We start from the raw sequence: 20,061 nt of genomic DNA on the forward strand, positions 1-20,061 counted from the left end.
TGGCGATTCCTTCCGGGTCCCTGCCCTGCCACCGCGGCCGGCAAGGGTCCGGTTGGAGCGACGGCGCGACCACTGGCCGCGCCGCCCTGTTCAGAACTTGTATCGTACACCGAAATACGCACGCCGCCCGTAGGTCACCACTTCGCGGAAGTTCCCATAAAGCGGCTGGTAGGCCACGCGCGGCTCGTTGGTCAGGTTCATCAGCTCCAGCGACAGCGACAACTGCTTGTTCACCCGGTAGCGCAGGCGCAGGTCCACGCTGGTGTTGTCATCGTAGTAGCGGTTCTGCTGCGCGGTGTTGCCGGTGAAGTCCTGGTAGTAGTGCGAGCGGAACTTGCCGATGGCCTGGATGTTGAAGCGCCCGACGTCCCAGTAGATCGAGCCGGACAGCACGTGCCGCGAGAAACCACTCAGGCCAGCCGGTGGCACGATGGCCGGAATGATCGTGCCATCGCTGGCCAGCTGCTCACCCAGTCGCGAGTCCTGGGTCCGGTAGTCGGCATCGGCGTAGTTGTAGCTCAGCTTGAAACCCAGCCCGTCGAACGGCTTGGGCAGGTACGACAGTCGATGGGTAGCGGTCAGCTCGAAGCCGGTCAGCGTGCTGTCCTCGTCGGTGGTTACCTGCTGCCGCACCGGCACGGTCACGCTCTGGCCGTCGATGGTGTAGGTCTCCGGCACCAGCGCAGTGGCGGTGCCGCCGTTGAACTGCTTCCAGTACGCCGCGCCGGCCAGCATCGTGTCCGGGTTCGGGTACCACTCCAGGGAAAGGTCGCCGTTCCAGGACATCAGCGGCTGCGCGGCGGGGTTGCCGCTGGCGCTGATGTCATCCAGCGCGTCGGCCAGGTTGCCGTAGGTGGCATCACTGCTCACGTTGATGGTGCGCCCGGCACCCAGCGCGGCAATGTCCGGCCGTGACATCGCGCGATATGCACCGACCCGCAGCAACACGTCCGGGCGCAGCTCGAAGGCCGCGTTGAGGCTGGGCAGCAGCTTGTCGTTGCCCGCCTTGAACACCTGCGTGCTGTACTCGCCGGTGGGTTGCAGGCGGATCGTCCCGTCACCGTTGTCCTCGATGCGCAGCCCGGTTCGCACGCCTTCAGAACGAACATCGGTCTTGACCCAGCGCAGGCCGAGGTTGCCGGTCACCGGCAAGCCGAACAGGGTGCTGCTGAACTCACCCATCAGATAGAGCGCGCGTGTCTTCTCGGTGATATCGACATTGTTCGGATCCTGGAAACCCGGATCCAGCCCGCTGTCGAGGCTGCCGCGGAACGACTGGTACAGGCAGTTCGGATCGAAGTACGCCCACGAGGAGATCGTGTTTCCGCTGGCGGCATCCATGAAGTCATCCTGCGGGAAGGGTGCACGGCAGGCCTGGTTGGCGGCGATGATCTTCGCTTTGTCGGCCGCCACGCGCTGGTCGTAGTCGGTTACCAGGGTGTTGTCGCGCAGGCGGTAGTCGGCCTGGCTGGCGCGCACGCCGCCCTTGATGCGGGTGAAGAAACCGGACTCCGGCATGAAGCTGGCATCGAAGCGGCCGGCCTTGATCCTGTGGTCATTCTCGGTGGCGCTGGAGGTCACCCGCGCCGCGCCGGTGTAGGCGTCCCAGTTGTTGGGGTCGAAGTTCGGCGCCAGGGCAACACTGGGCACTTCGCCGTGCCAGTCCCAGTCATAGTCCACGTAGCCGGTGGCACCACTGCTGATACCGGGCACGACGGCATTGTTGACGTCGCGCTGGTTGGCGCGCAGGCGGGTCATGCGCTCGCTGTCGAGGCGATTGGTGTGCGAGTAGGAAAGATCGGTAGACAGCTCCCAGGCCGGGGTCGGGCGCAGGATCAGGTTCAGGCCACCCCCGGTGTATTCCTCGCCACGCCAGTAGCGGTTGGAGGTGGAATCAATCGAGGTGCTGCCGTGCAGGTGGCGCACGATACCGTCTTCGTCAACCTCGCGCTGGGTGATGCCGCGTCGTGCGTTGGACAGGCTCAGATCGCTGCGGTTCTCATACCAGTTGCGCTCGGTGTGCTCGAAGTCGAGGTTCACTTCAACCACATCATTTGGCCGCCACTGCAGCGCGGCGAACTCGCTCTGCCGGTCGTTGCGCTCCTGCTTGAGCCGGTAGATGCGGCTGCTCGGCACCAGGTAGTACGGCGCGCCGTTGGCGATGGCCTGCGCGGACACTTCGTTGCAGTTGGCATTGCCCACGTTCTGCGTGCCATCGCAGGCATACCAGGTGGAACCGCTGGTAATGCTCTCTTCCGGATCGGTGCCGTCCAGGCGCTGGAAGCCCAGCGAGATGCCCAGCTTCTGCCCGTTGCCGAACTCGAACTGATCGATGTAGCTGGCGGTGCCGCGATAGCCGATGCCGTCCTTGTCACGGTACTTGCTGTCGTACTCCGCCCAGCTGCCGCGCAGGTCCAGCTGCACTGCACGCTTGCCGTACTCCAGTGGGCGCACTGTTTCCAGGCCGATGGTGCCGGCCACGCCGCCTTCGATGATGTCGGCGCGCTGGGTCTTGTAGATGGCCACCGTGTTGATCAGCTCGGCCGGGAACATGTTGAAGTTCACCGAGCGGTCGCCGCTGCCGTTGGTGATCTCGCGGCCATTGAAGTTGGTGCTGCTGAGGAAGGCGCCCAGGCCCCGGATCGAGATCTCCGAGGCGCCGGTCTTGTCGCGGGTCGAGGCGGCGCCGGTCAAGGTCTCGATCGCATCGGCCAGCGACGGTGCCGGCAGGTCGCCGATGTCATCGGCCGAGAGCACGTCGGCGATGACCGTGTCGTCGCGCTTCTTGTTGATCGAACTCTGCATTGATTCGCGGATGCCGGTGACCTGCACCTGGTCCAGCGTGGTGGGATCCTGCCCTGACGCGTCCTTGCTGGACTGCGCCTGGGCCGCGGGCATGCCCGCCAGCACGGCAAGCAGCGCCACGATCAGGGGTGTGGGGGACAACGAGATGCTGTGCACTGCTCCGGCGGGTCGCCGCATGGTTTCCTCCTCCCAAAGGATCGCCTGCATGCCAGGCGTGGGACGCAGCTTCGGCACGGCGACATGAAAATGTCAACCAATTGGTATGCGAATGTTCAAATGCCTTTCATCCATACCAGTTGAATGCAATTTAATGTGCTCATGCAGCATGACTTTGCGCGAAAGCTGGCTTACAACGGACCCGGAAGTGGTATGCAGACCCACCCTGAAACGACGGCCCGGCCGTCTCTGGAAGGATTTCATGCGCATTCGTCCGCTTGCTCGACATCCGCTCAACAATCCATCACTGTTTTGCCTGACCACTGGTCTGGCAATGTGCCTGACCACTTCAGCGGCAAGTGCAGCCAGCTGGCTCGTCCACGATGTCGCTGAGTTCACTACCGCCGCCTCGGCGCTGCAGCCCGGCGATGAGATCGTGTTGGCTGACGGCACCTGGACCGACGCGCGATTGCTGCTGAAAGGCCAGGGCACGGCAGCCGCGCCGATCGTGTTGCGCGCGCAGACCGCCGGCAAGGTCGTCCTCAGCGGACGTTCGGACCTGCGCCTGGCGGGTAGCTACCTGCAGGTGTCCAACCTGGTGTTCCGCAACGGCTATACGCCGGGTGATGCGGTGGTGGCGTTCCGCGAATCCAGCAAGGCGGTGGCCCGCCACAGCCGGGTGACCGGCCTGGTGATCGATGACTACACCAACCCCGATGCCAGCGACCAGGACTACTGGGTATCGCTGTATGGCAGCAACAACCGGTTGGATCACAGCCAGCTGCGCGGCAAGACCAACGCCGGGCCCACGGTAGTGGTGGTGCGCGATGCCACCCAGGGCCTGGACAACCAGCACCGCATCGACCACAACTGGTTCGGACCGCGCCCGGCGCTGGGCGTCAACGGCGGCGAAACCCTCCGCGTCGGCACCAGCGACACTTCGTTGAGCGATTCCAACAGTACGGTGGAGAACAACTGGTTCGAAGGCTGCGACGGCGAGACCGAGATCATCAGCAACAAGTCCGGCGGCAATACCTACCGCGGCAACGTGTTCTACCGTTCGGCCGGCGCGCTCACGCTACGCCATGGCAACGGCAACCGGGTGATCGACAACGTGTTCCTGGGCGACGACAAGGCCGGCACCGGCGGCGTGCGCATCATCAATGCCGACCAGACCGTCAGCAACAATTACTTCGAACGATTGGCCGGCTCCAGCAACCGTTCCGCGCTGGCGGTGATGGACGCGCAGGCCGATCCGCCGCTGTCCGGCTATGCGCCGGTGGTGAATGCCACGATCAACCGCAATACCTTCGTGGACGTGGCGAAGATCAGTTTCGGCGTCGGCCATGATGAAGCCAAGGGCATCGTGGTCGCCGCCAGCAACAGCCGCTTCAGCGCCAACCTGATCGTCAACCGCACCAGCAGGAACCCGCCGAATGCCGCCAGTTCGCTGGCCGGCATCGACTTCAGTGGCAACGTGCAGTCACCGGCAGCCAGCACCGTATTCCCGGGCGGCGTAGAGGGGCGTGGCGTCAGCCTGCAGCAGGCTGCCAGCGGATTGTGGGTGGCAGCGCCCGCCCTGCCCGCCGTGGGCGCCGATCCTGCCCTGGCGATGACCGCGCGCGAGGCGACCGGCGTCGACTGGTATCCCAAGGTGGGCGAAGTTGCCCTGTCACGCACCCGCAATGGAGTTGATCGATGAGGTTGCAGCCGCTGTTCGTCTCCCTGGCCCTGGCCACCCCCTTTGCCCTGCTGCCGGCCGCGCCGCTGTTCGCAGCCCCCGCTGCCGCAGCGAGGCAGGCCGACACCGCGCCGGTGCTGGTGACCGCAGCGCAGTGGCAGCGGATGGCCAGCGAAGGCGGCCGCTACCCGTGGTTCGCCAAGGAACAGGCGCGCACGGAAAAATCGCTGAAGAAGATGATGAAGGCCGGCATCGACGTGCCGGTACCGAAGGACAAGGGCGGCGGCCGCACCCATGAACAGCACAAGCGCAACTACCAGGCCCTGATGGCGGCCGGCACCCTGTACCGGCTGACCGGCGACAAGGTCTATGTCGACTACGCGCGCGACATGCTGCTGCAGTACGCCAGGCTCTACCCCACCCTGGGCCCGCACCCCGAAGGCCGCGGACAGATTCCAGGCCGCGTGTTCTGGCAGGTGCTCAACGATTCGGTGTGGCTGGTCAACGCCATCCAGGGCTACGACGCGATCCGCGACGCGCTGTCCGCCGAGGACCGCGACACCATCGAATCGAAGGTGTTCCGGCCGATGGCTGAGTTCCTCGTCAGCGAGCCGAAGAACTACGACCAGATCCACAACCACGCCACCTGGGCGGTGGCCGCCACTGGCATGACCGGCTACGTGCTGCGCGACCCTGAGCTGGTGGAGAAATCGTTGCGCGGCAGCCAGAAGAACGATCAGTTCGGCTTCCTTCGCCAGATCGACCTGCTGTTCTCGCCCGATGGCTATTACGAGGAAGGCCCGTACTACCAGCGCTACGCACTGGCACCGTTCCTGCTGTTCGCCAACGCCATCGAACGCAACGAGCCGCAGCGCAGGATCTTCGCGCGCCGCGACGGCGTGCTGCTGAAGGCGGTGGATGTGCTGGTGCAGTCCAGCTATGACGGCCTGTTCTTCCCGATCAACGATGCCATCCTGGACAAGGGCATCGATACCGAGGAACTGGTGGCCGGTATCGGCATTGCCTATGCGCGCACCGGTGACGACCGCCTGTTGTCGGTGGCCCAGCAGCAGAAACGCCTGCTGTTGTCCCCCGAGGGACTACAGGTGGCGCAAGCACTGGCCGCCAACAAGGCCAAGCCCTTCGATTACCGTCCGATGCTGCTGCGCGATGGCCCGGACGGCGACCGCGGTGGCCTGGCGATCCTGCGCATGAACGGCGAACGCGGCCAGGCGCTGGTGCAGAAGGACACGATGCAGGGCATGGGCCATGGCCACTTCGACAAACTCAACTGGCTGTTCTACGACAACGGCAATCCGGTGGTGACCGACTACGGCGCTGCCCGCTTCCTCAACGTGGAAGCCAAGCGGGGTGGCATCTACCTGGCCGAGAACCGCAGCTGGGCCAAACAGACCGTGGCCCACAACACCCTGGTGGTGGACGAACAGAGCCACTTCAAGGGCGACTGGAAGCGCGGCGAGGAGCATGCCCCGCAGGTGCGCTTCTTCCAGGCCGATGCCGATACCCAGGTTGCCTCGGCGACCATGCGCGATGCCTACCCCGGCGTGGTGTTCACCCGCACCCAGGCGCTGCTGCGCCACCCCGACCTGGGCCTGCCGGTGGTGCTGGACCTGCTGCAGGTGCACGGCGACAAGGCCGCGCGCTACGACCTGCCGCTGCACTTCAACGGCCACATCGTCACCACCGGCTTCGAGGCAGAACACTTCCCCACCCAGCGCCCGGTGCTGGGCAAGGACAACGGCTACCAGCACCTGTGGCTGGATGCACGCAGCACGCCCGGCAGCGAATCGCGTTCCCTGGCGTGGCTGCTGGATGGGCGCTTCTACACCTACCGCTTCGGCAGCAGTGCGCCGGCACAGGCGCTGCTGGTGGAAAGTGGTGCCAACGATCCCGAGTTCAACCTGCGCCGTGAACCGGCCCTGCTGCAGCGCGTGGAAGGCCAGAAGGACGTGACCTTCTTCAGTGTGCTGGAGCCGCATGGCGAGTACAACGGCACCGCCGAGTACGTGCACGGCGCGGACAGCCGCATCAAGGACATCGTGCGCAGCCGGGGCAGCGATGCAGCGGTGATCGAACTGCGCCTGGCCAGCGGTGCACGCATCGCCCTCGGCGTGGCCGACGACAGCAGCGCCAAGGGCGAGCACAGCGTGACCGTGGACGGCCATGCCTACCGCTGGAGCGGCAGCCATGCACGCATGGACCGCAGCAAGGGTGACGGAAAATGAACGGCCCTGCCGTGGTGGCCAACCTGCGCAAGTTGCCGGTGCGTTCAGCAGTGCGCTGGTTGATCGTGGGCCTGATCGCCGTCGCTACGGTCATCAACTACATCGACCGCAATGCACTGGCGGTGATGTGGCCGGAAATCGCCAGGGAAGTAGGCGCGACCAAGGACGACTATGCCCTGCTGGTAACGGTGTTCATGCTGTTCTACGCCGCCGGCCAGTTCCTGTTCGGGCGCCTGTTCGACATGATCGGCACGCGCCTGGGGTTCGCCCTGTCGATCAGCGTGTGGTCGATCTCGATCGCGCTGCACTCGATCACCCATTCGATGCTTTCCTTCAGCCTGGTAAGGGCGATGCTCGGCATCAGCGAAGCGGGTGCGTGGCCCGGCGCGGTCAAAGCCAATGCCGAGTGGTTCCCTGCGCGCGAACGCGCGTTGGCGCAGGGCGTGTTCAACGCGGGTGCGTCGATCGGCGCGATCGTCTCCGCACCCGCCATCGCCGGCCTCTATCTGTGGCTGGGCTGGCGCGGCACCTTCGTGCTGGTCGGTGCGATCGGCTTCCTGTGGCTGCTGCCGTGGCTGTTTGTCTACCGCGCCGGGCCGGACAAGCATCCGTGGGTGAGCGATGCCGAGCGCCGGCTGATCCAGCAAGACCAGGCCGGGCAACAGACAGAGGCGGCGCCCAAAGCCAGCGTGCGCGAGCTGCTGGCCCATCGCCAGAGCTGGGGCATGCTCGCCTGCCGCTTCCTGCTGGATCCCATCTGGTGGCTGTTCGTGTCCTGGCTGCCGATCTATCTCGCTGAAACCTTCGGCTTCGACATCAAGCAGATCGGCCTGTTCGCCTGGGTACCCTTCGTCGGCGCGATGCTGGGCAGCCTCAGTGGCGGCTGGCTGTCGGGTCGCATGATCCGCGCCGGACACAGCGTGGACCGCGCCCGCAAGCTGGCCATCACCCTGGGGTGCGTGATCATGGCGCCTGCACTGCTGGGTGCTGTGCTGGCCAACCAGCCGCTGCTGGCAGTGCTGGCAATCGCTGCGGTGCTGTTCGGCTTCCAGGTAGCCATCGGCAACATCCAGACCCTGCCCGGCGACCTGTTCGACGGCCGTTCGGTGGGCACGCTGGCAGGCCTGGGTGGCCTGGCGGCGGTCGCCGGCACCTTGATCACCACCTGGCTGGTGCCGGTGCTGACCCGCCACTCCTACGCCCCGATCTTCATCCTCGTTGCCGCGCTGGTGCCGCTGTCGCTGGCTGCGCTGTGGTGGTGGACCGGACCTATCCAGAAGCTCGACCGTCGCGGCGGCTGAGCCTGGGTCTCCTTCTTTTCCAAGTACTTCCATTCCCCCGCAAACCAAGGAGTTTTCCGCATGTCGTTCCAGGACAAGGTGGCCATTGTCACCGGTGGTGGCCGCGATATCGGCCGCGCCGTTTCGATCAAACTGGCTGCCGCCGGTGCACGCGTCTGCATCAACTACGCCCATGATGAAGCCAGTGCCCAGGAAACGCTGGCAAAGATCCAGGCGGCCGGTGGCCAGGCCATCGTGCATCGCGCCGACGTCACCGATGCCGCCGCCGTGGCCGGCCTGGTCGCTGCGGTACAGGCCGCGTTCGGCGAGCGTATCGACCTGCTGGTGAACGTGGCCGGTGGCATGGTGCAGCGACGGCCGCTGGCTGACATCGACCCGGCGTTCTTCCACGCCGTGATGGACCTGAATCTGACCTCGACCTACCTGACCACGCACGCGGTGGTGCCACACATGCGCGACGGCGCAGCCATCGTCAACTTCGCCTCCCAGGCAGGTCGTGATGGCGGCGGCCCGGGCGCATCGATCTACGCCACCGCCAAGGCGGCAGTAATGACCTTCACCCGTGCCATGGCCAAGGAGCTGGGGCCGAAGGGCATCCGCGTGAATGCACTGTGCTGCGGCATGATCGCCACCCGCTTCCATGATGAGTTCACCAAGCCGGAAGTGCGCACGGCGGTTGCCGGCGCTACCCCGCTGCGCCGCCAAGGGGCACCGGACGAAGCCGCCGACGCTGCTGTATTCCTGGCCTCGGATGCGGCGGCGTTCATCACCGGCACGAATCTGGACGTCAACGGCGGCACCTACTTCTCCTGACACCTGACCGGACTCCTGCCCATGCAGCGCTGGACACTTCTGTTTTCATTGACGCTCTGCTCCGCCATGACGGCGCCCGCTGTGTGGGCCGCACCCGTGTGGGTCACTGCCTGGACGGCCGCGCCCGCGCCCGACCGCAAGGACGGAACGTCCGATGCGCCGGTACAGTTCGCCGCACAGACCGTGCGCCAGGACATGCGTATCGGCAGCCGTGGCGATGCGCTGCGGCTGCGCATCAGCAACGAGCTCGGCACGGCGCCCTTGCGGGTCGAGGACCTGCGTGTGGGAGTGAAGAACGGCAAGGCCGCACCGCTGCCGGCAACGGTGGATGGCCGCGCGGTCATCGAGGTGCCGGTGGGTGCCGCGCTGCTGAGCGACCCGGTACCGATGCCGGTGGCGGCGCTGCAGGAGATCAGCGTAACGGCCTACTTCCCGCAGCCTACCCATCCCGCCGTGCGCCGCACCGAAGTGCGGGTAGCGGACGGCAGGCAGACATCGGTTGCCGACAGCGTGCGGCTGAGCTACCAGCAGAACGTGTTCTCGGCAGTGATGGTGCAGCGTGATGATCGTCCCCAGGTAATCGTGGCGCTGGGCGATTCCATCACGGAAGGCGCCACCGCACGTCGCAGCACCTTCAACCAGTGGCCGGAGCGGTTGGCGCAGCGCCTGCAGCAGGCCTGCCCGAACCGGTTCGTGGTACTCAACCAGGGCATCAGCGGCAACAAGCTGCTTGACCATGGCCGCAGCCACAGTGCGCTGTCACGATTGGATCGCGATGTGATCGCGGTGGCCGATGCCGATCAGGTGATCCTGTTCGAAGGCATCAATGACATCCGCCACGGCGGTGGCGCGCAGCCGCTGCCTGGACGCAATGCGGCGGACATGCTGCTGGGCTATCAACAGGTTGCGGCGCGGCTGCATGCGCACGGCATCCGCGCCTGGCTGGGTACGTTGACCCCGTTCGGCGGTTCCGAGCGCTACGAGTCCGTGTCCGCCGCCACCCGCACCACGATCAACCAGTGGGCACGCGGCGGCAACAGCGGCTTCGATGGCATCATCGATTTCGATGCCGCACTGCGTGACCCGAAGGCAGCCGAATCGTTGCCCAACGAGATCACCCGCGACCATCTGCATCCCAACGACGAAGGCTACCGGCGCATGGCCGATGCCATCGATCTGCGCATGCTGGGCTGCACCACCCCCGAGTGAGAGAGAACCGATGAGCCGCGTCGTTTGTTTCGGTGAGTTGCTGCTGCGCCTGGGCGCACCCGGTCGTGAACTACTGCTGCAGACGCCGCAGCTGCAGGTTCATGTGGGAGGCGCCGAGGCCAATGTGGCGGTCTCGCTGGCCAGCCTGGGCCACGATGTGCAGATGGTCAGCACAGTACCCGGTAACGCGCTGGGCCGGCATGCCGTGGCCGAGCTGCGGCGGCATGGCGTGGGCGTGGCCGGCGTGCGTGAAGTGGAGGGTGACCGCATGGGCCTGTACTTCCTGGCGACCGGTGCGGTGCAGCGCGCCAGTGAAGTGGTGTATGACCGGGCCGGTTCTGCATTCGCAAACAGCAGCGCCGAGGATCATGCGTGGCCCGCCCTGCTGTCCGGCGCGCACCTGCTGCATGTCTCGGGCGTCAGCCCGGCGCTGGGCGCCAACGTGGCCGAGTCGGTGCTGGGTGCCGTGCGTGCGGCTCGCGCGGCCGGTGTGCAGGTGTCTTTCGACGGCAATTACCGTCCCTCACTGTGGCGACGCTGGGATGGCGACGCAGCGGCGATCCTGCGCGAGCTGTTCGCCGAGGCCGACATTGCCTTTGCCGATCATCGGGACATCGAACTGGTGCTGGGGCTGCACTTCGCGCAGGACGACGCGGTCGCCCGAACCGAAGCCGCTGCCGCCGCTGCCTTTGCCGCGTTCCCGCACCTGCGGTGGCTGGCCTGCACCCAGCGCGAGGTGATCAGCGCCGACCATCACGTGCTCGGTGCGCTGCTTCTGGGACGCGATGGAACCCGCGCGCAGGCCCCTCCGAGGCCGCTGCCCGGCATCGTTGATCGCATCGGCGGTGGCGATGCCTTTGCCGCCGGCGTCCTGCACGGATTGCTGTCCGGTCTGGACGCAGAAAGCACCGTCCGCTTCGGACTGGCCGCGGGCGCGTTGAAGCACGCTGTTCCCGGCGACTTCAGCCCTGCCCGCGAAGCTGAAGTCCGGGCACTGATGGAGAGCCACCCGTTCGACGTTCGTCGCTGATCTCCCCCCGGGAGAATCCCGCTAGAATCCAACGGGCGCCGGAATCGCGCAGGGATCGCCCATGGATTACACCGGATACACGCGCAAGTTTCCCAACAACCGCCCACTGAATGCGTTTGATCGCGAGCACCGCCTGCTGCAGAAGAAGCGGCTGGATGTCGTGCCGCTGGCACAGCTGTGCGTGGTGAAAATGAATTCGAACGGCCTGGTTTCGGTGGATCGCTGGTTCGCCGCGCGTGGCTTTGCAGCCCTGCTGGGCGCGATCGGCATTGCCTTCGGGCTGGGCGGCGTGCTGATGCTGCTCTGGTTGCTGATCGTGAACAGGCTACCCAACGAAAATGGCCTGTGGGAGGCGATATTCATCGGCATGGCGATGCTGGCCGCCTTCACTGCAGCGAGCATCTGGGTGGCTTGCCTCGAGCTGTTCCGCTGGACCTACTATCCGATCGCGCTCGATCGCAAGCACCGGCAGATACACGTGTTCCGGCTGGATGGCACCACCCTCAGCGTGCCCTGGGACCAGGTCTATTTCACGCTTGGCCGCGGAACCGGAACCTTCGGATGGTACAACTGGGATGTCCGCGGACTGATCCTGGACGCGGATGGCGTCACAGTACGGGAGACGTTCGCGTTCTGCATCGCGACCTCTCGCATCGAGAACGCACATGCCCACTGGGAGTTCCTGCGGCGCTACATGGAAGAAGGACCGGCAGCCGTCGTGGACGCGGTGCACTGCTGCATGCCGCTGGACGGCAAGCGCGAGAGCTTCGCGTCCGGCAAGGAGCGAATCTTCGCCGAAGACGCGCAGCTCCCGGGTTTCATGTGGCTCACGATGCTGCCACTCAACTACCTGCACACGATCATGCGCTGGGTGGTGATGCAGACCAGCAGGATTCCGCAGTTTCCACCGGACATCGAGGCGCGCCTGACACCGGACGCCGGTGATCCCTGTGTCCGCGACGCTTCGATGAATCCACCGGACCTGCGCTGACCCAGCGTTGCGTCCGGCAACAGCACGTGGGAATCCCGCGTCATGGGCAGGTGCGTCCTCACAGCGCCAGCAGCCACGCTTCCAGTGCGCGTGTGTCCCGCATGTCGCCGTCAAAGCGACGATCCGGAACATGCGGTTCATTGGAACCGCGCACCCGGCCTCGGAAAACCTTCATCGGTACGGAAATCCTGGCCAGGCCGCTCGGCAGCCGCTCCGGCCTGACATCCATGTAGAGGCTGTCGGCCGAAGTCTCGACGCCGACCTGCATCGCGCCCAGCCGTTTCCACAGATCCAGTGCATCGAGGCAGGCCGAGCCGCAGGAGGCATCGGCCACGATCACCACCCTGCCCCTGCGCAGCGGAGCGGCCGGGCCTGCGGTTGCAGCTGTATCTGCCCTGGCCTCGGATGGCTCGCGCCACACTGCCTCACCCCGGCCGCGTGCCCGTGCCATGCCCGTCGTCACCGATTCCAGCATGCGACGCAGCTCTGGCGACGCGTCGGGCGCCTGCACCAGCTTCTGCAGGAAGCCGCGCAACTGGGCGATGTTGGCCTCGGAGGTCCGCCACTCCACCCAGCTGGGATCGGACAGCGCGTCCACGGCGGCACGGCCCCAGATCAATCGCGCCAGTTCGATGCTCCATTGCGAAGCACCGCCACTGTTGCCACGCACATCCAGCACGACCGACGGTGCCTGCTGCAGTGCTGCGGCTTCTGGAGCAAGCTGCTCGAGCAGCGCGGTCAGTTCCTTGAAGTTCTGCTCCGTAGGGTCGGCATTGAAGCTGCTGGTGGTGATCCAATAGCCACCGCCTGGCATCGTGTGCCAGCCATTGGCCGGGCGGAAGCTGCGCCGGGTATCGGCCAGGCGCGCCTTGCGCTGTGCCGCCTGCAGTGGCTGCCACTGCAGCGCGTAGGGCTTCTCGCGTCCATCCACCTGAAAAACGCAGCTGCGCAGCGTGGACACGAACGGATTGCCCTGCTCCAGCAGCACTTCGCCGCCACCCTGGATGCGGCTGGCCTGCAGGTTCCAGCGCCCGCTGAAGTCACCCACCCGGCGCGCAGCCAGTGTCTGCGCATCGATGCCGTCACAGGACAGCAATCGAGCCCCCAGCGGCGGATGGCCCGGACCACCGTCCACGGTCATGACCACCTGCGCATCACCGTCGAAACCGGTCAGGAACCCCGGCCACTGCGTTGGAAGATCGGGAGCGTCGGCAAGCGCGTTGAGGCTGACGTGACCGTCATTGAAGGAGGCTGCGTAACCCTTCATCGCCCACCAGTAGCCTGCGAAGCTGTCGACATTGGCCGCGCGCGAGCGGGCAAGCGCCGAGGCGGCCTCCAGCTGCGGAACGAAACCCGGATTCCGCAGATCCACGGCGCCCGGATGGCTGCCGCGCATGGCGGCGTCGGCAGCGTCCAGATCCTTCAACAGCGTGTCCGACCAATCGCTCGGCGCGCCTTCCGCGGTGGGCGCCGCAAGCACCGCACCGAGCAGCAGCCCTGCAATGACCATGGATTCATCCCTTTGCCGGAACAACGCCAGTCTCGCAGTTTTCCAGCCTGGCGTACCGCGCCCGCCGCAACGAGCGCGGCCTTCCATCAATGCAACGGCACCTTCAACACTGATGGCGCATTGGCCGGCGAACTGAAAGTCACCGTGCCACCCAGCTGGCTGATGCCCGCGTAGCGCAGGTCCACGGTGTCCACCACCAGGGTCAGGCGGCTGCCGGCCGGAAGGTTCCAGCTGCTGGCTTCCAACCGCAGGTCGATGGTCTTCGCCTGCCCCGGCGTGGCACCACGCAGCGTATAGGGCTTGTGGCTGATCAGCTGGCCGTTGCCCAGCACATCCTCGGCGTACAGGTAGGCGTACAGCGTGGTGTTGGCGCGGCTGAGCGTGACGGTCAAGCGTACCTCCGGCGTTCCATCCAGGCGCTGCGCACTCCACTGGATCGGCCCCTGCCAGACACCTGCGGCGTTGCGGCCCACGAAGGGCACATAGGCACCCGGCGGCAGGTTGATCATCTGCAATGCACCGGAGGCCATCGCCACGCCGGAATTGGCGGCGGTCAGCAGCCCGCTGCCGATCCGGTAACTCCAGCCGGTGCTGCTGCCGCTCGCGACCAGGCCGCCCGTGGGCAGCAGAAGTCCTTTGGGTGCGCTCAGCGCATAGCTGACAGCGCCGGCATTGGTCGCCTGCCAGTTCGGATAGGTACTCCAGCTGCCCTTCTGCGATTTCAGCTGTACTGCAGGCTGGCGGTCGATGCCATTGGCTTCACCCTTGAGGTAATGGTCGAACCAGTCGCCCACCGAATCGTAGACCTCGTTGGGAACACCCAGAGCGCCAAAGGCTTCGTTGAGCGCATGATCGCCATGGCGCAGCTGCAACTGCTTGGGGCCTTTCAACCGGGTGAAGAAATCGACCAGCTGGCCTGGCGGGAACAGGCTGTCGTTGAAGGCGTTGGCGAGGAACACCGCTGGCTGGTTGGCGTTGATCTCATCGATGCTGGACCCGGGGCTGCGCTGCGCCGCCACCGGCAACAGCGAATCCACCGCGCCCTGGTAGTTGCCGACCAGTACATTGCGATTGATGGTCGTCAGTTCCGGTCCCGGGCGGCCGGTGGCCAGGCCGGCTGCCACCAGCAAGGCGATGCCCTGCGCGCTGGGGGTGTCGTTGCTGTACAGCGAGGCCTGCAGATCGGCCCAGCCACTCAGCGCCGCCACGGCCTTGATGCGTGGATCGCGCGCCGCCGCCAGCAGGCTGGTGCCTGCGCCGTAGGAGATGCCCGAAACACCGATCCGGGCCGGATCGGCGCGGGTGTTGTCCAGCGCCCAATCAATCAGGGCGCTGACATCTTCGACCGTGGCTGGCCCTGCGATGTCGATGCTGCCGCCGGACTCCCAGAAACCCCGCGAGCTGTAGCTGATCACCACATAGCCGCGCCGCGCCAGCGACTGCGCCACCCCCACATACTCCACGCTGGGTACCGCCCAGCTGCTGGGCATCACCAGCAGTGGATAGCGCCCGCTGCCCGCGTCCTGCGGTTCGATGACGAAGGCCCCGAGAGGCGTTCCATCCCAGCTGGGAATGGTCCGGTGGGTGGTCTTGACCGTAGCGGCCCAGGCGGTGGGCGCCAGTCCGGTCAGCAGGATCAACAGCAGCAATACCTTGCGCATCGTCGTCTGTCCCCGTCGGTGGTGGCGCAACGGGTTGGACCGTACCAGTGCGAATGGTGGGTGGCACCTTGCGACGCAACATGACGTTTGCTGCATTGCCGGCCTATGGGATCGATGCTATGAGAGCTGGGCCCCAAGGATGAATGGACGTCATGAGGTCACGCTTCCTGCTCTTCGCTGTACTGGCGCTATGTGCGCAACGAACCGTGATGGCCAACGAGCAGGCGTTCTCCGATGCGGCGGCCCGCGAGGTCTTCCGGCGCGCCGAACAGCTCTGCAACGGAGACCGGGGTCGATTGTGGGGTCAATCCCTGTGCGGGCCGATGATGCTGGTGGATCCAAAGAGCCGGCAGGTCATCGCCTCGCAGGCAGACGCACATGGTGCGCTGAAGGAGCGCGGCGATGTGTTCGCAGGCCAGCTTCCGTCTGATGCGATCGTCGCCAACACCGCCGTGGACTGGTCCGGCACACGCTGGACGCAGCTGCTCTGGCCATTGCCGCAGGACGCGTCCAGACGCAGTACGCTGCTGGCTCACGAAATGTTCCATCGCCTGCAGCCGGCGCTGCCCATCATCGCGCCGGCGGAGGGTGGAAACGAACACCTCGACACGCTTGAAGGACGTTACTGGCTGCAGCTGGAATGGCGCGCGCTTGCGGACGCACTTGAATCCACCGATGCAGTAGCGCAGCACGCTGCGATGACGGACGCGCTCGCATTCCGCGCCGAGCGCTACCGCCGGTTCCCTGCGGCCGCGCAGGAAGAAGCGGCGCTGGAATTGAACGAGGGCCTGGCCGAGTACACCGGCGTGTTCGTCGGCAATCCGACGCCGTCGACACGTATCCAGGCGGCACTGCATGACCTTCGCGCACACGTGGGTGATCGCAGCTTCGTCCGCTCTTTCGCCTATGCCACCGGCCCGGCCTATGGCCTGCTGCTGGACCAGGCGGCACCTGGCTGGCGCGGCGACCTCGCCCACCAGGCTCGCGATCTCGGCACGCGTCTGGCCGAAGTGACGCAGGCCCCATTGCAGCTGGACGCGACCGCGCTGGGAGCGGCTGCCGCGCGCTATGACGGGCCGGAGCTGCACGAAGCCGAAACGCTGCGCGAACAGCAGCGCCTTGCGCAGCTGGAACACAACCGTGCGCGCTTCGTGACAGGCCCGGTCGTGCGCCTGGATCTGCGCAACATGCGCATCCAGTTCGATCCCAACACCATGCAGCCGTTGCCAGGGCAAGGCATGGTGTATCCAGCAATGCGGCTGTCCGACATCTGGGGCAGCCTGGATGTCACCGACGGTGCGTTGCTGCAGAGCGACTGGAAGGTCGTATTCGTGCAGGCCCCGGCAAGTGCTGAACCGCCACTGGAGGGGCCGGGGTGGTCGCTAAGCCTGAAGCCGGGATGGTCGCTGGTGCCGGGAACACGCAAGGGCGACTACGTGTTGAAGACGAACCCCTGACCATCGCTACAGGCAGCGCGATGTCCTAGCACGCCTGCGTTTCATCCACGCGCCCCATGATCTGACACATCTCCAGTGCTTGCGCGCTGTCACAGCTTCGTCGTTTCGCCATTGACCGAAAGACGACAGCTTGTGACGCTTACGACACCGCACGGCCTCCGCGGCCCTGTCATCGCGGTCACGTCCCACGCATTCCGCACTACCCGACTCCGCAGTGTCCTCACATGACCTCGCTCCGGCCCGGTCGTGGCGGGCGGCTGCGTCCTGAATCCTCTGCTGGAGAATCGCAATGCGCCTTGCAGGTTTCTTCTTCGCGTTCGTCCTCAGTACCTTCGCCGGTGCCGCCCAGGCCCAGGTCGTCACCCTCAACAAGGGCGGCTTCGTGCTCACCTACGACTGCAGCATCCACAGCGCCACCCGCTACGAATACACGCTCACCGCCGACACCGGCTCCGCCGCGCGCCCGTCCAGCTTCTACAAAGACCCGGACCTGCCGGCCGGCTGCCTCGGCCAGAACAGCACCGCGTCGTATGCCAGCATCCGCAGCGGCTATGACCGCGGCCATCTGGTGACCTCCAACCACATGGACTACAACGCGACCTACATCCGTCGCGCCAACTACATGACCAACATCGTTCCGCAGGTTTCCAGCTTCAATCAGGGCGTCTGGGTGAAGGCCGAAAACGTGGCCGAGTGCTACCGCGACATCGCGCCGGTGGATGTCTACGGCGGCGTTGTCTATGGCGACGCGTCCAACGATTACTTCCTTGCCAGCCACGGCATTCCCACGCCGGAGTTCTTCTGGAAGACGATCATCACCCGCGACCCGAACACCGGCACCGCCAAGGCGATCAGCTGGATCATCCCGAACGAAGCGAACCTGGGCACCCTGGACAGCTACCTGGTGACCATCGCCGACCTCGAGGAGCTGCTGGGCGCCAGCTATGTGGCGATCAACGCGCCCGCTTCGCTGAAGAACATGCTGCCGGCCACCACCTGGCCGCAGCCGGCGGGCTGTGATCTGAGCTGATCCGCCAGGACGCCCGTGCGGTCGCGAATCCGACCGCACAGGCGCACTTCGCCTGGACAGGTACGGCGCAGTTGGATTCAGTGCTCTGCCACCTGCACCACCACTTTGCCGAACGGCCCCTGATGCAGTGCTGCCAGTGCCGCAGGCAGGCCGGCGAACGAATGCACGCTGTCGATGACAGGCTGCAGGCGCTCGCGTTCGATGAAGCCGTTCATCCCCTCGAAGGCCCGGCGATGGCCAACCGAAACCCCCTTCAGGGTCGCGCGGCGCAGCATGAGAGGAACCGCCGGCATGTGCAGGTTGGGATCCTCGAGGAAGCCGATCTGCAGGATGTGCCCGCCCACTGCGAGCGCCTCCACGCTCTGGGCGAGGTTGCCGCCTCCGAGCAGCTCAAGCACATGATCGACGCCCTGCCCTCCGCTCAGCTCCATCGCTCGCGCGCCCCATGCAGGATGCTGCCGCGTGTTGATCGACGCCCATGCACCCAGCCGTTCTGCAAGGGCAAGCTTGCTGCCACTGCGTGAAGTCACGATTACCCGGGCTCCCAGCCGCTGGGCGAACTGCATCCCGAACAAGGAAACGCCACCGGTCCCCTGCACAAGCACGGTCTGGCCAGGAGCGAGTTGGCCGGCCTCGACCAGTGCAAACCAGGCCGTCAGCGCCGCCACCGGCAACGTGCTGGCCTGCAGGTCAGACAACGAGGGGGGCGTAGCGACTGCCACGTCCTCCGGCAGCACCACATACTCCGCCAGCACTCCCGGCAGCGGACCGCCCAGGGACAGTCCGTGCTGCAGCATCTCGGGCGGAGGCGCGCCATCGAGCCACTGCGTCCAGAAATTGCCCATCACCCGCTGGCCAACGCTGAAGCGTCGCGCTGGGCTTCCGGTTTCGACAATGACGCCGGCCATGTCCGAAGCGGGAACAAACGGGTGTGGCAGCGGACCGGACAACAGTCCGCCGTCGATCACCAGGCGATCGCGGTAGTTGAGCGACACGGCACCGACCTTGACCAGTACCTCACCAGGGCCTGGCCTGGGAATGGGGCGCCGTACGCAGCGCAGGTGAGCAAGGCCCGGGGCATCGAGCTCCCAGACCTTCATGGTCGAAACAGACATGGGAAATCACTCATTGGCGCGCGGAAATGCGCCAGGAAAGTCTATTGACGCATGGATGTGTTCAGTGACGGGATATTGTCGATACACTGAATCCATAAATTCCCCAATTGACGCATATGACCAGCTACAGTGCGGCGCGCCTACAGGGCATCAGTGTGTTCGTCCAGGCCGTGGACGCCGGCAGCTTCACCGCAGCCGGTCTGCGCATGGGGCTGAGCAAATCGGCCGTTGGCAAGAGTGTGGCCACGCTGGAGCGGCGACTGGGCACCCGGTTGCTGGATCGCACCACGCGCAGGCTGGCGCTCACTGTCGAGGGCGCCGAGTTCTACCAGGTCTGCCGGCGCATCCTGGCCGAACTGGACGAAGCCGAATCCAACGCAGCGTCGCGGCGGCAAGAGGTTTCCGGCCTGTTGCGGGTCAGCCTGCCGGTAGCGTTCGGGCAGCGCTGGGTGATGCCGGTACTGATCGGACTGGCGCAGCGCCATTCGCGGCTGCAGCTCGATGTCAGCTTCACCGACCGCAGGGTTGATCTGCTCGAGGAAAACGTCGATCTGGCCGTCCGCCTGGGGCCGCTTGACGACAGCAGCTCGCTCTCTGCCCGCGCGCTCGGCCGCCAGCATGCCGTGATATGCGCTGCACCCGGATACCTGGCGGCACGTGGCGTCCCGGTGCGCGCCGAGGATCTTGCCGGACACGACTGCATCACCTTCGGCCGGCAGGGGCACGCGCTGCCCTGGACGGTGCCGGACGGCTCCGGCGGGCTTGTCCAGCACCGCATTGAAGGGCGCCACCGCATCAGTGACGGCGATGCGCTGCGTAGCGCATTGCTGGCCGGGCTGGGCATTGCAGAAGCGACCACCTGGCTGGTGGGGGACGCGCTGCGCAGCGGCGCACTGGTGGCCGTATTCCCTGCCTCGGGTAGCGCGGGCGCGCCCCTGCATGCGCTCTGGCCTACCACCCGCGACCTTGCTCCCAAGGTGCGTGCCGCAGTGGATGCGCTGGTCGAGGCGTTCGTTCCGTCTCCACCGTGGGAAAATACCCGCTGATCGCCCCCAT

Annotated in this window: 14 protein-coding genes; 10 read left to right on the plus strand and 4 right to left on the minus strand. The window is 65.9% G+C overall.

The annotated features are described in order from the left end of the window. Nucleotides 1-90: 90 nt before the first annotated feature. On the minus strand, nucleotides 91-2,982 hold the full coding sequence (locus ACZK13_RS11140; RefSeq protein WP_478481645.1) for a TonB-dependent receptor: 2,892 nt from the start codon (nucleotides 2,980-2,982) through the stop codon (nucleotides 91-93). Between the two features lie 241 nt (nucleotides 2,983-3,223). Between ACZK13_RS11140 and ACZK13_RS11145 the strand changes: the two genes are divergently transcribed. The 7 genes from ACZK13_RS11145 (at nucleotide 3,224) to ACZK13_RS11175 (ending at nucleotide 12,232) form a co-directional block, all read left to right on the plus strand. Continuing rightward, nucleotides 3,224-4,663, plus strand: a complete 1,440-nt coding sequence (locus ACZK13_RS11145; protein WP_180837169.1) for a polysaccharide lyase 6 family protein — start codon at nucleotides 3,224-3,226, stop codon at nucleotides 4,661-4,663. Continuing rightward, nucleotides 4,660-6,888: an oligoalginate lyase gene (locus ACZK13_RS11150; protein WP_253143188.1), complete on the plus strand. Its 2,229-nt coding sequence runs from the start codon at nucleotides 4,660-4,662 to the stop codon at nucleotides 6,886-6,888. Before ACZK13_RS11145 ends, ACZK13_RS11150 begins: the two co-directional genes overlap by 4 nt. Further along, nucleotides 6,885-8,189, plus strand: a complete 1,305-nt coding sequence (locus ACZK13_RS11155; RefSeq protein WP_180837173.1) for an MFS transporter — start codon at nucleotides 6,885-6,887, stop codon at nucleotides 8,187-8,189. Before ACZK13_RS11150 ends, ACZK13_RS11155 begins: the two co-directional genes overlap by 4 nt. Before the next feature lie 60 nt (nucleotides 8,190-8,249). Then, nucleotides 8,250-9,002, plus strand: coding sequence for an SDR family NAD(P)-dependent oxidoreductase (locus ACZK13_RS11160; RefSeq protein ID WP_293793350.1), 753 nt, complete (start codon nucleotides 8,250-8,252; stop codon nucleotides 9,000-9,002). A gap of 21 nt (nucleotides 9,003-9,023) precedes the next feature. Further along, complete coding sequence (locus ACZK13_RS11165; protein ID WP_478481647.1) at nucleotides 9,024-10,211, plus strand: GDSL-type esterase/lipase family protein; 1,188 nt, start codon at nucleotides 9,024-9,026, stop codon at nucleotides 10,209-10,211. Nucleotides 10,212-10,221: 10 nt separating this feature from the next. After that, the gene (locus ACZK13_RS11170) at nucleotides 10,222-11,241 is read left to right on the plus strand and encodes a sugar kinase (protein WP_125893108.1); all 1,020 of its coding nucleotides are present in this window, start codon (nucleotides 10,222-10,224) and stop codon (nucleotides 11,239-11,241) included. Nucleotides 11,242-11,302: 61 nt separating this feature from the next. After that, complete coding sequence (locus ACZK13_RS11175) at nucleotides 11,303-12,232, plus strand: DUF6708 domain-containing protein (protein ID WP_125893106.1); 930 nt, start codon at nucleotides 11,303-11,305, stop codon at nucleotides 12,230-12,232. A 58-nt stretch (nucleotides 12,233-12,290) separates the two neighbouring features. On the opposite strand, the gene ACZK13_RS11180 is transcribed toward ACZK13_RS11175, so the two are convergent. Both ACZK13_RS11180 and ACZK13_RS11185 read right to left on the minus strand, forming a co-directional pair. Next, a complete protein-coding gene (locus ACZK13_RS11180; RefSeq protein ID WP_478444641.1) occupies nucleotides 12,291-13,742 on the minus strand; it encodes a S41 family peptidase in 1,452 nt (483 codons plus the stop codon). Between the two features lie 86 nt (nucleotides 13,743-13,828). Further along, nucleotides 13,829-15,403, minus strand: a complete 1,575-nt coding sequence (locus tag ACZK13_RS11185) for a S15 peptidase family protein (protein ID WP_478481648.1) — start codon at nucleotides 15,401-15,403, stop codon at nucleotides 13,829-13,831. 152 nt (nucleotides 15,404-15,555) lie between these two features. Between ACZK13_RS11185 and ACZK13_RS11190 the strand changes: the two genes are divergently transcribed. Then, on the plus strand, nucleotides 15,556-16,860 hold the full coding sequence (locus tag ACZK13_RS11190) for a hypothetical protein (protein ID WP_430541926.1): 1,305 nt from the start codon (nucleotides 15,556-15,558) through the stop codon (nucleotides 16,858-16,860). Between the two features lie 289 nt (nucleotides 16,861-17,149). Next, nucleotides 17,150-17,890 (plus strand): DNA/RNA non-specific endonuclease, encoded by a 741-nt coding sequence (locus tag ACZK13_RS11195; RefSeq protein ID WP_180837186.1) that lies wholly within the window; start codon nucleotides 17,150-17,152, stop codon nucleotides 17,888-17,890. Nucleotides 17,891-17,967: 77 nt separating this feature from the next. Here the strand turns inward: ACZK13_RS11195 and ACZK13_RS11200 are convergent, their stop codons facing one another. Further along, nucleotides 17,968-18,885: a zinc-dependent alcohol dehydrogenase family protein gene (locus ACZK13_RS11200; RefSeq protein WP_478481649.1), complete on the minus strand. Its 918-nt coding sequence runs from the start codon at nucleotides 18,883-18,885 to the stop codon at nucleotides 17,968-17,970. Between the two features lie 236 nt (nucleotides 18,886-19,121). Between ACZK13_RS11200 and ACZK13_RS11205 the strand changes: the two genes are divergently transcribed. Continuing rightward, entirely contained in the window at nucleotides 19,122-20,051 is a 930-nt protein-coding gene (locus tag ACZK13_RS11205; RefSeq protein ID WP_049401502.1) for a LysR family transcriptional regulator, read from the plus strand. Nucleotides 20,052-20,061 lie beyond the last annotated feature (10 nt).

The organism is Stenotrophomonas sp. 99219_Sma (assembly GCF_056480785.1).

Bases quoted from the DNA above. Each gene is read 5' to 3' on its own strand.
- ACZK13_RS11190 (WP_430541926.1), top strand. From the start codon at position 15,556: ATGAGGTCACGCTTCCTGCTCTTCGCTGTACTGGCGCTATGTGCGCAA.
- ACZK13_RS11155 (WP_180837173.1), top strand. From the start codon at position 6,885: ATGAACGGCCCTGCCGTGGTGGCCAACCTGCGCAAGTTGCCGGTGCGT.
- ACZK13_RS11170 (WP_125893108.1), top strand. From the start codon at position 10,222: ATGAGCCGCGTCGTTTGTTTCGGTGAGTTGCTGCTGCGCCTGGGCGCA.
- ACZK13_RS11205 (WP_049401502.1), top strand. From the start codon at position 19,122: ATGACCAGCTACAGTGCGGCGCGCCTACAGGGCATCAGTGTGTTCGTC.
- ACZK13_RS11175 (WP_125893106.1), top strand. From the start codon at position 11,303: ATGGATTACACCGGATACACGCGCAAGTTTCCCAACAACCGCCCACTG.
- ACZK13_RS11145 (WP_180837169.1), top strand. From the start codon at position 3,224: ATGCGCATTCGTCCGCTTGCTCGACATCCGCTCAACAATCCATCACTG.
- ACZK13_RS11195 (WP_180837186.1), top strand. From the start codon at position 17,150: ATGCGCCTTGCAGGTTTCTTCTTCGCGTTCGTCCTCAGTACCTTCGCC.
- ACZK13_RS11160 (WP_293793350.1), top strand. From the start codon at position 8,250: ATGTCGTTCCAGGACAAGGTGGCCATTGTCACCGGTGGTGGCCGCGAT.
- ACZK13_RS11165 (WP_478481647.1), top strand. From the start codon at position 9,024: ATGCAGCGCTGGACACTTCTGTTTTCATTGACGCTCTGCTCCGCCATG.
- ACZK13_RS11150 (WP_253143188.1), top strand. From the start codon at position 4,660: ATGAGGTTGCAGCCGCTGTTCGTCTCCCTGGCCCTGGCCACCCCCTTT.
- ACZK13_RS11185 (WP_478481648.1), bottom strand. From the start codon at position 15,403: ATGCGCAAGGTATTGCTGCTGTTGATCCTGCTGACCGGACTGGCGCCC.
- ACZK13_RS11140 (WP_478481645.1), bottom strand. From the start codon at position 2,982: ATGCGGCGACCCGCCGGAGCAGTGCACAGCATCTCGTTGTCCCCCACA.
- ACZK13_RS11180 (WP_478444641.1), bottom strand. From the start codon at position 13,742: ATGGTCATTGCAGGGCTGCTGCTCGGTGCGGTGCTTGCGGCGCCCACC.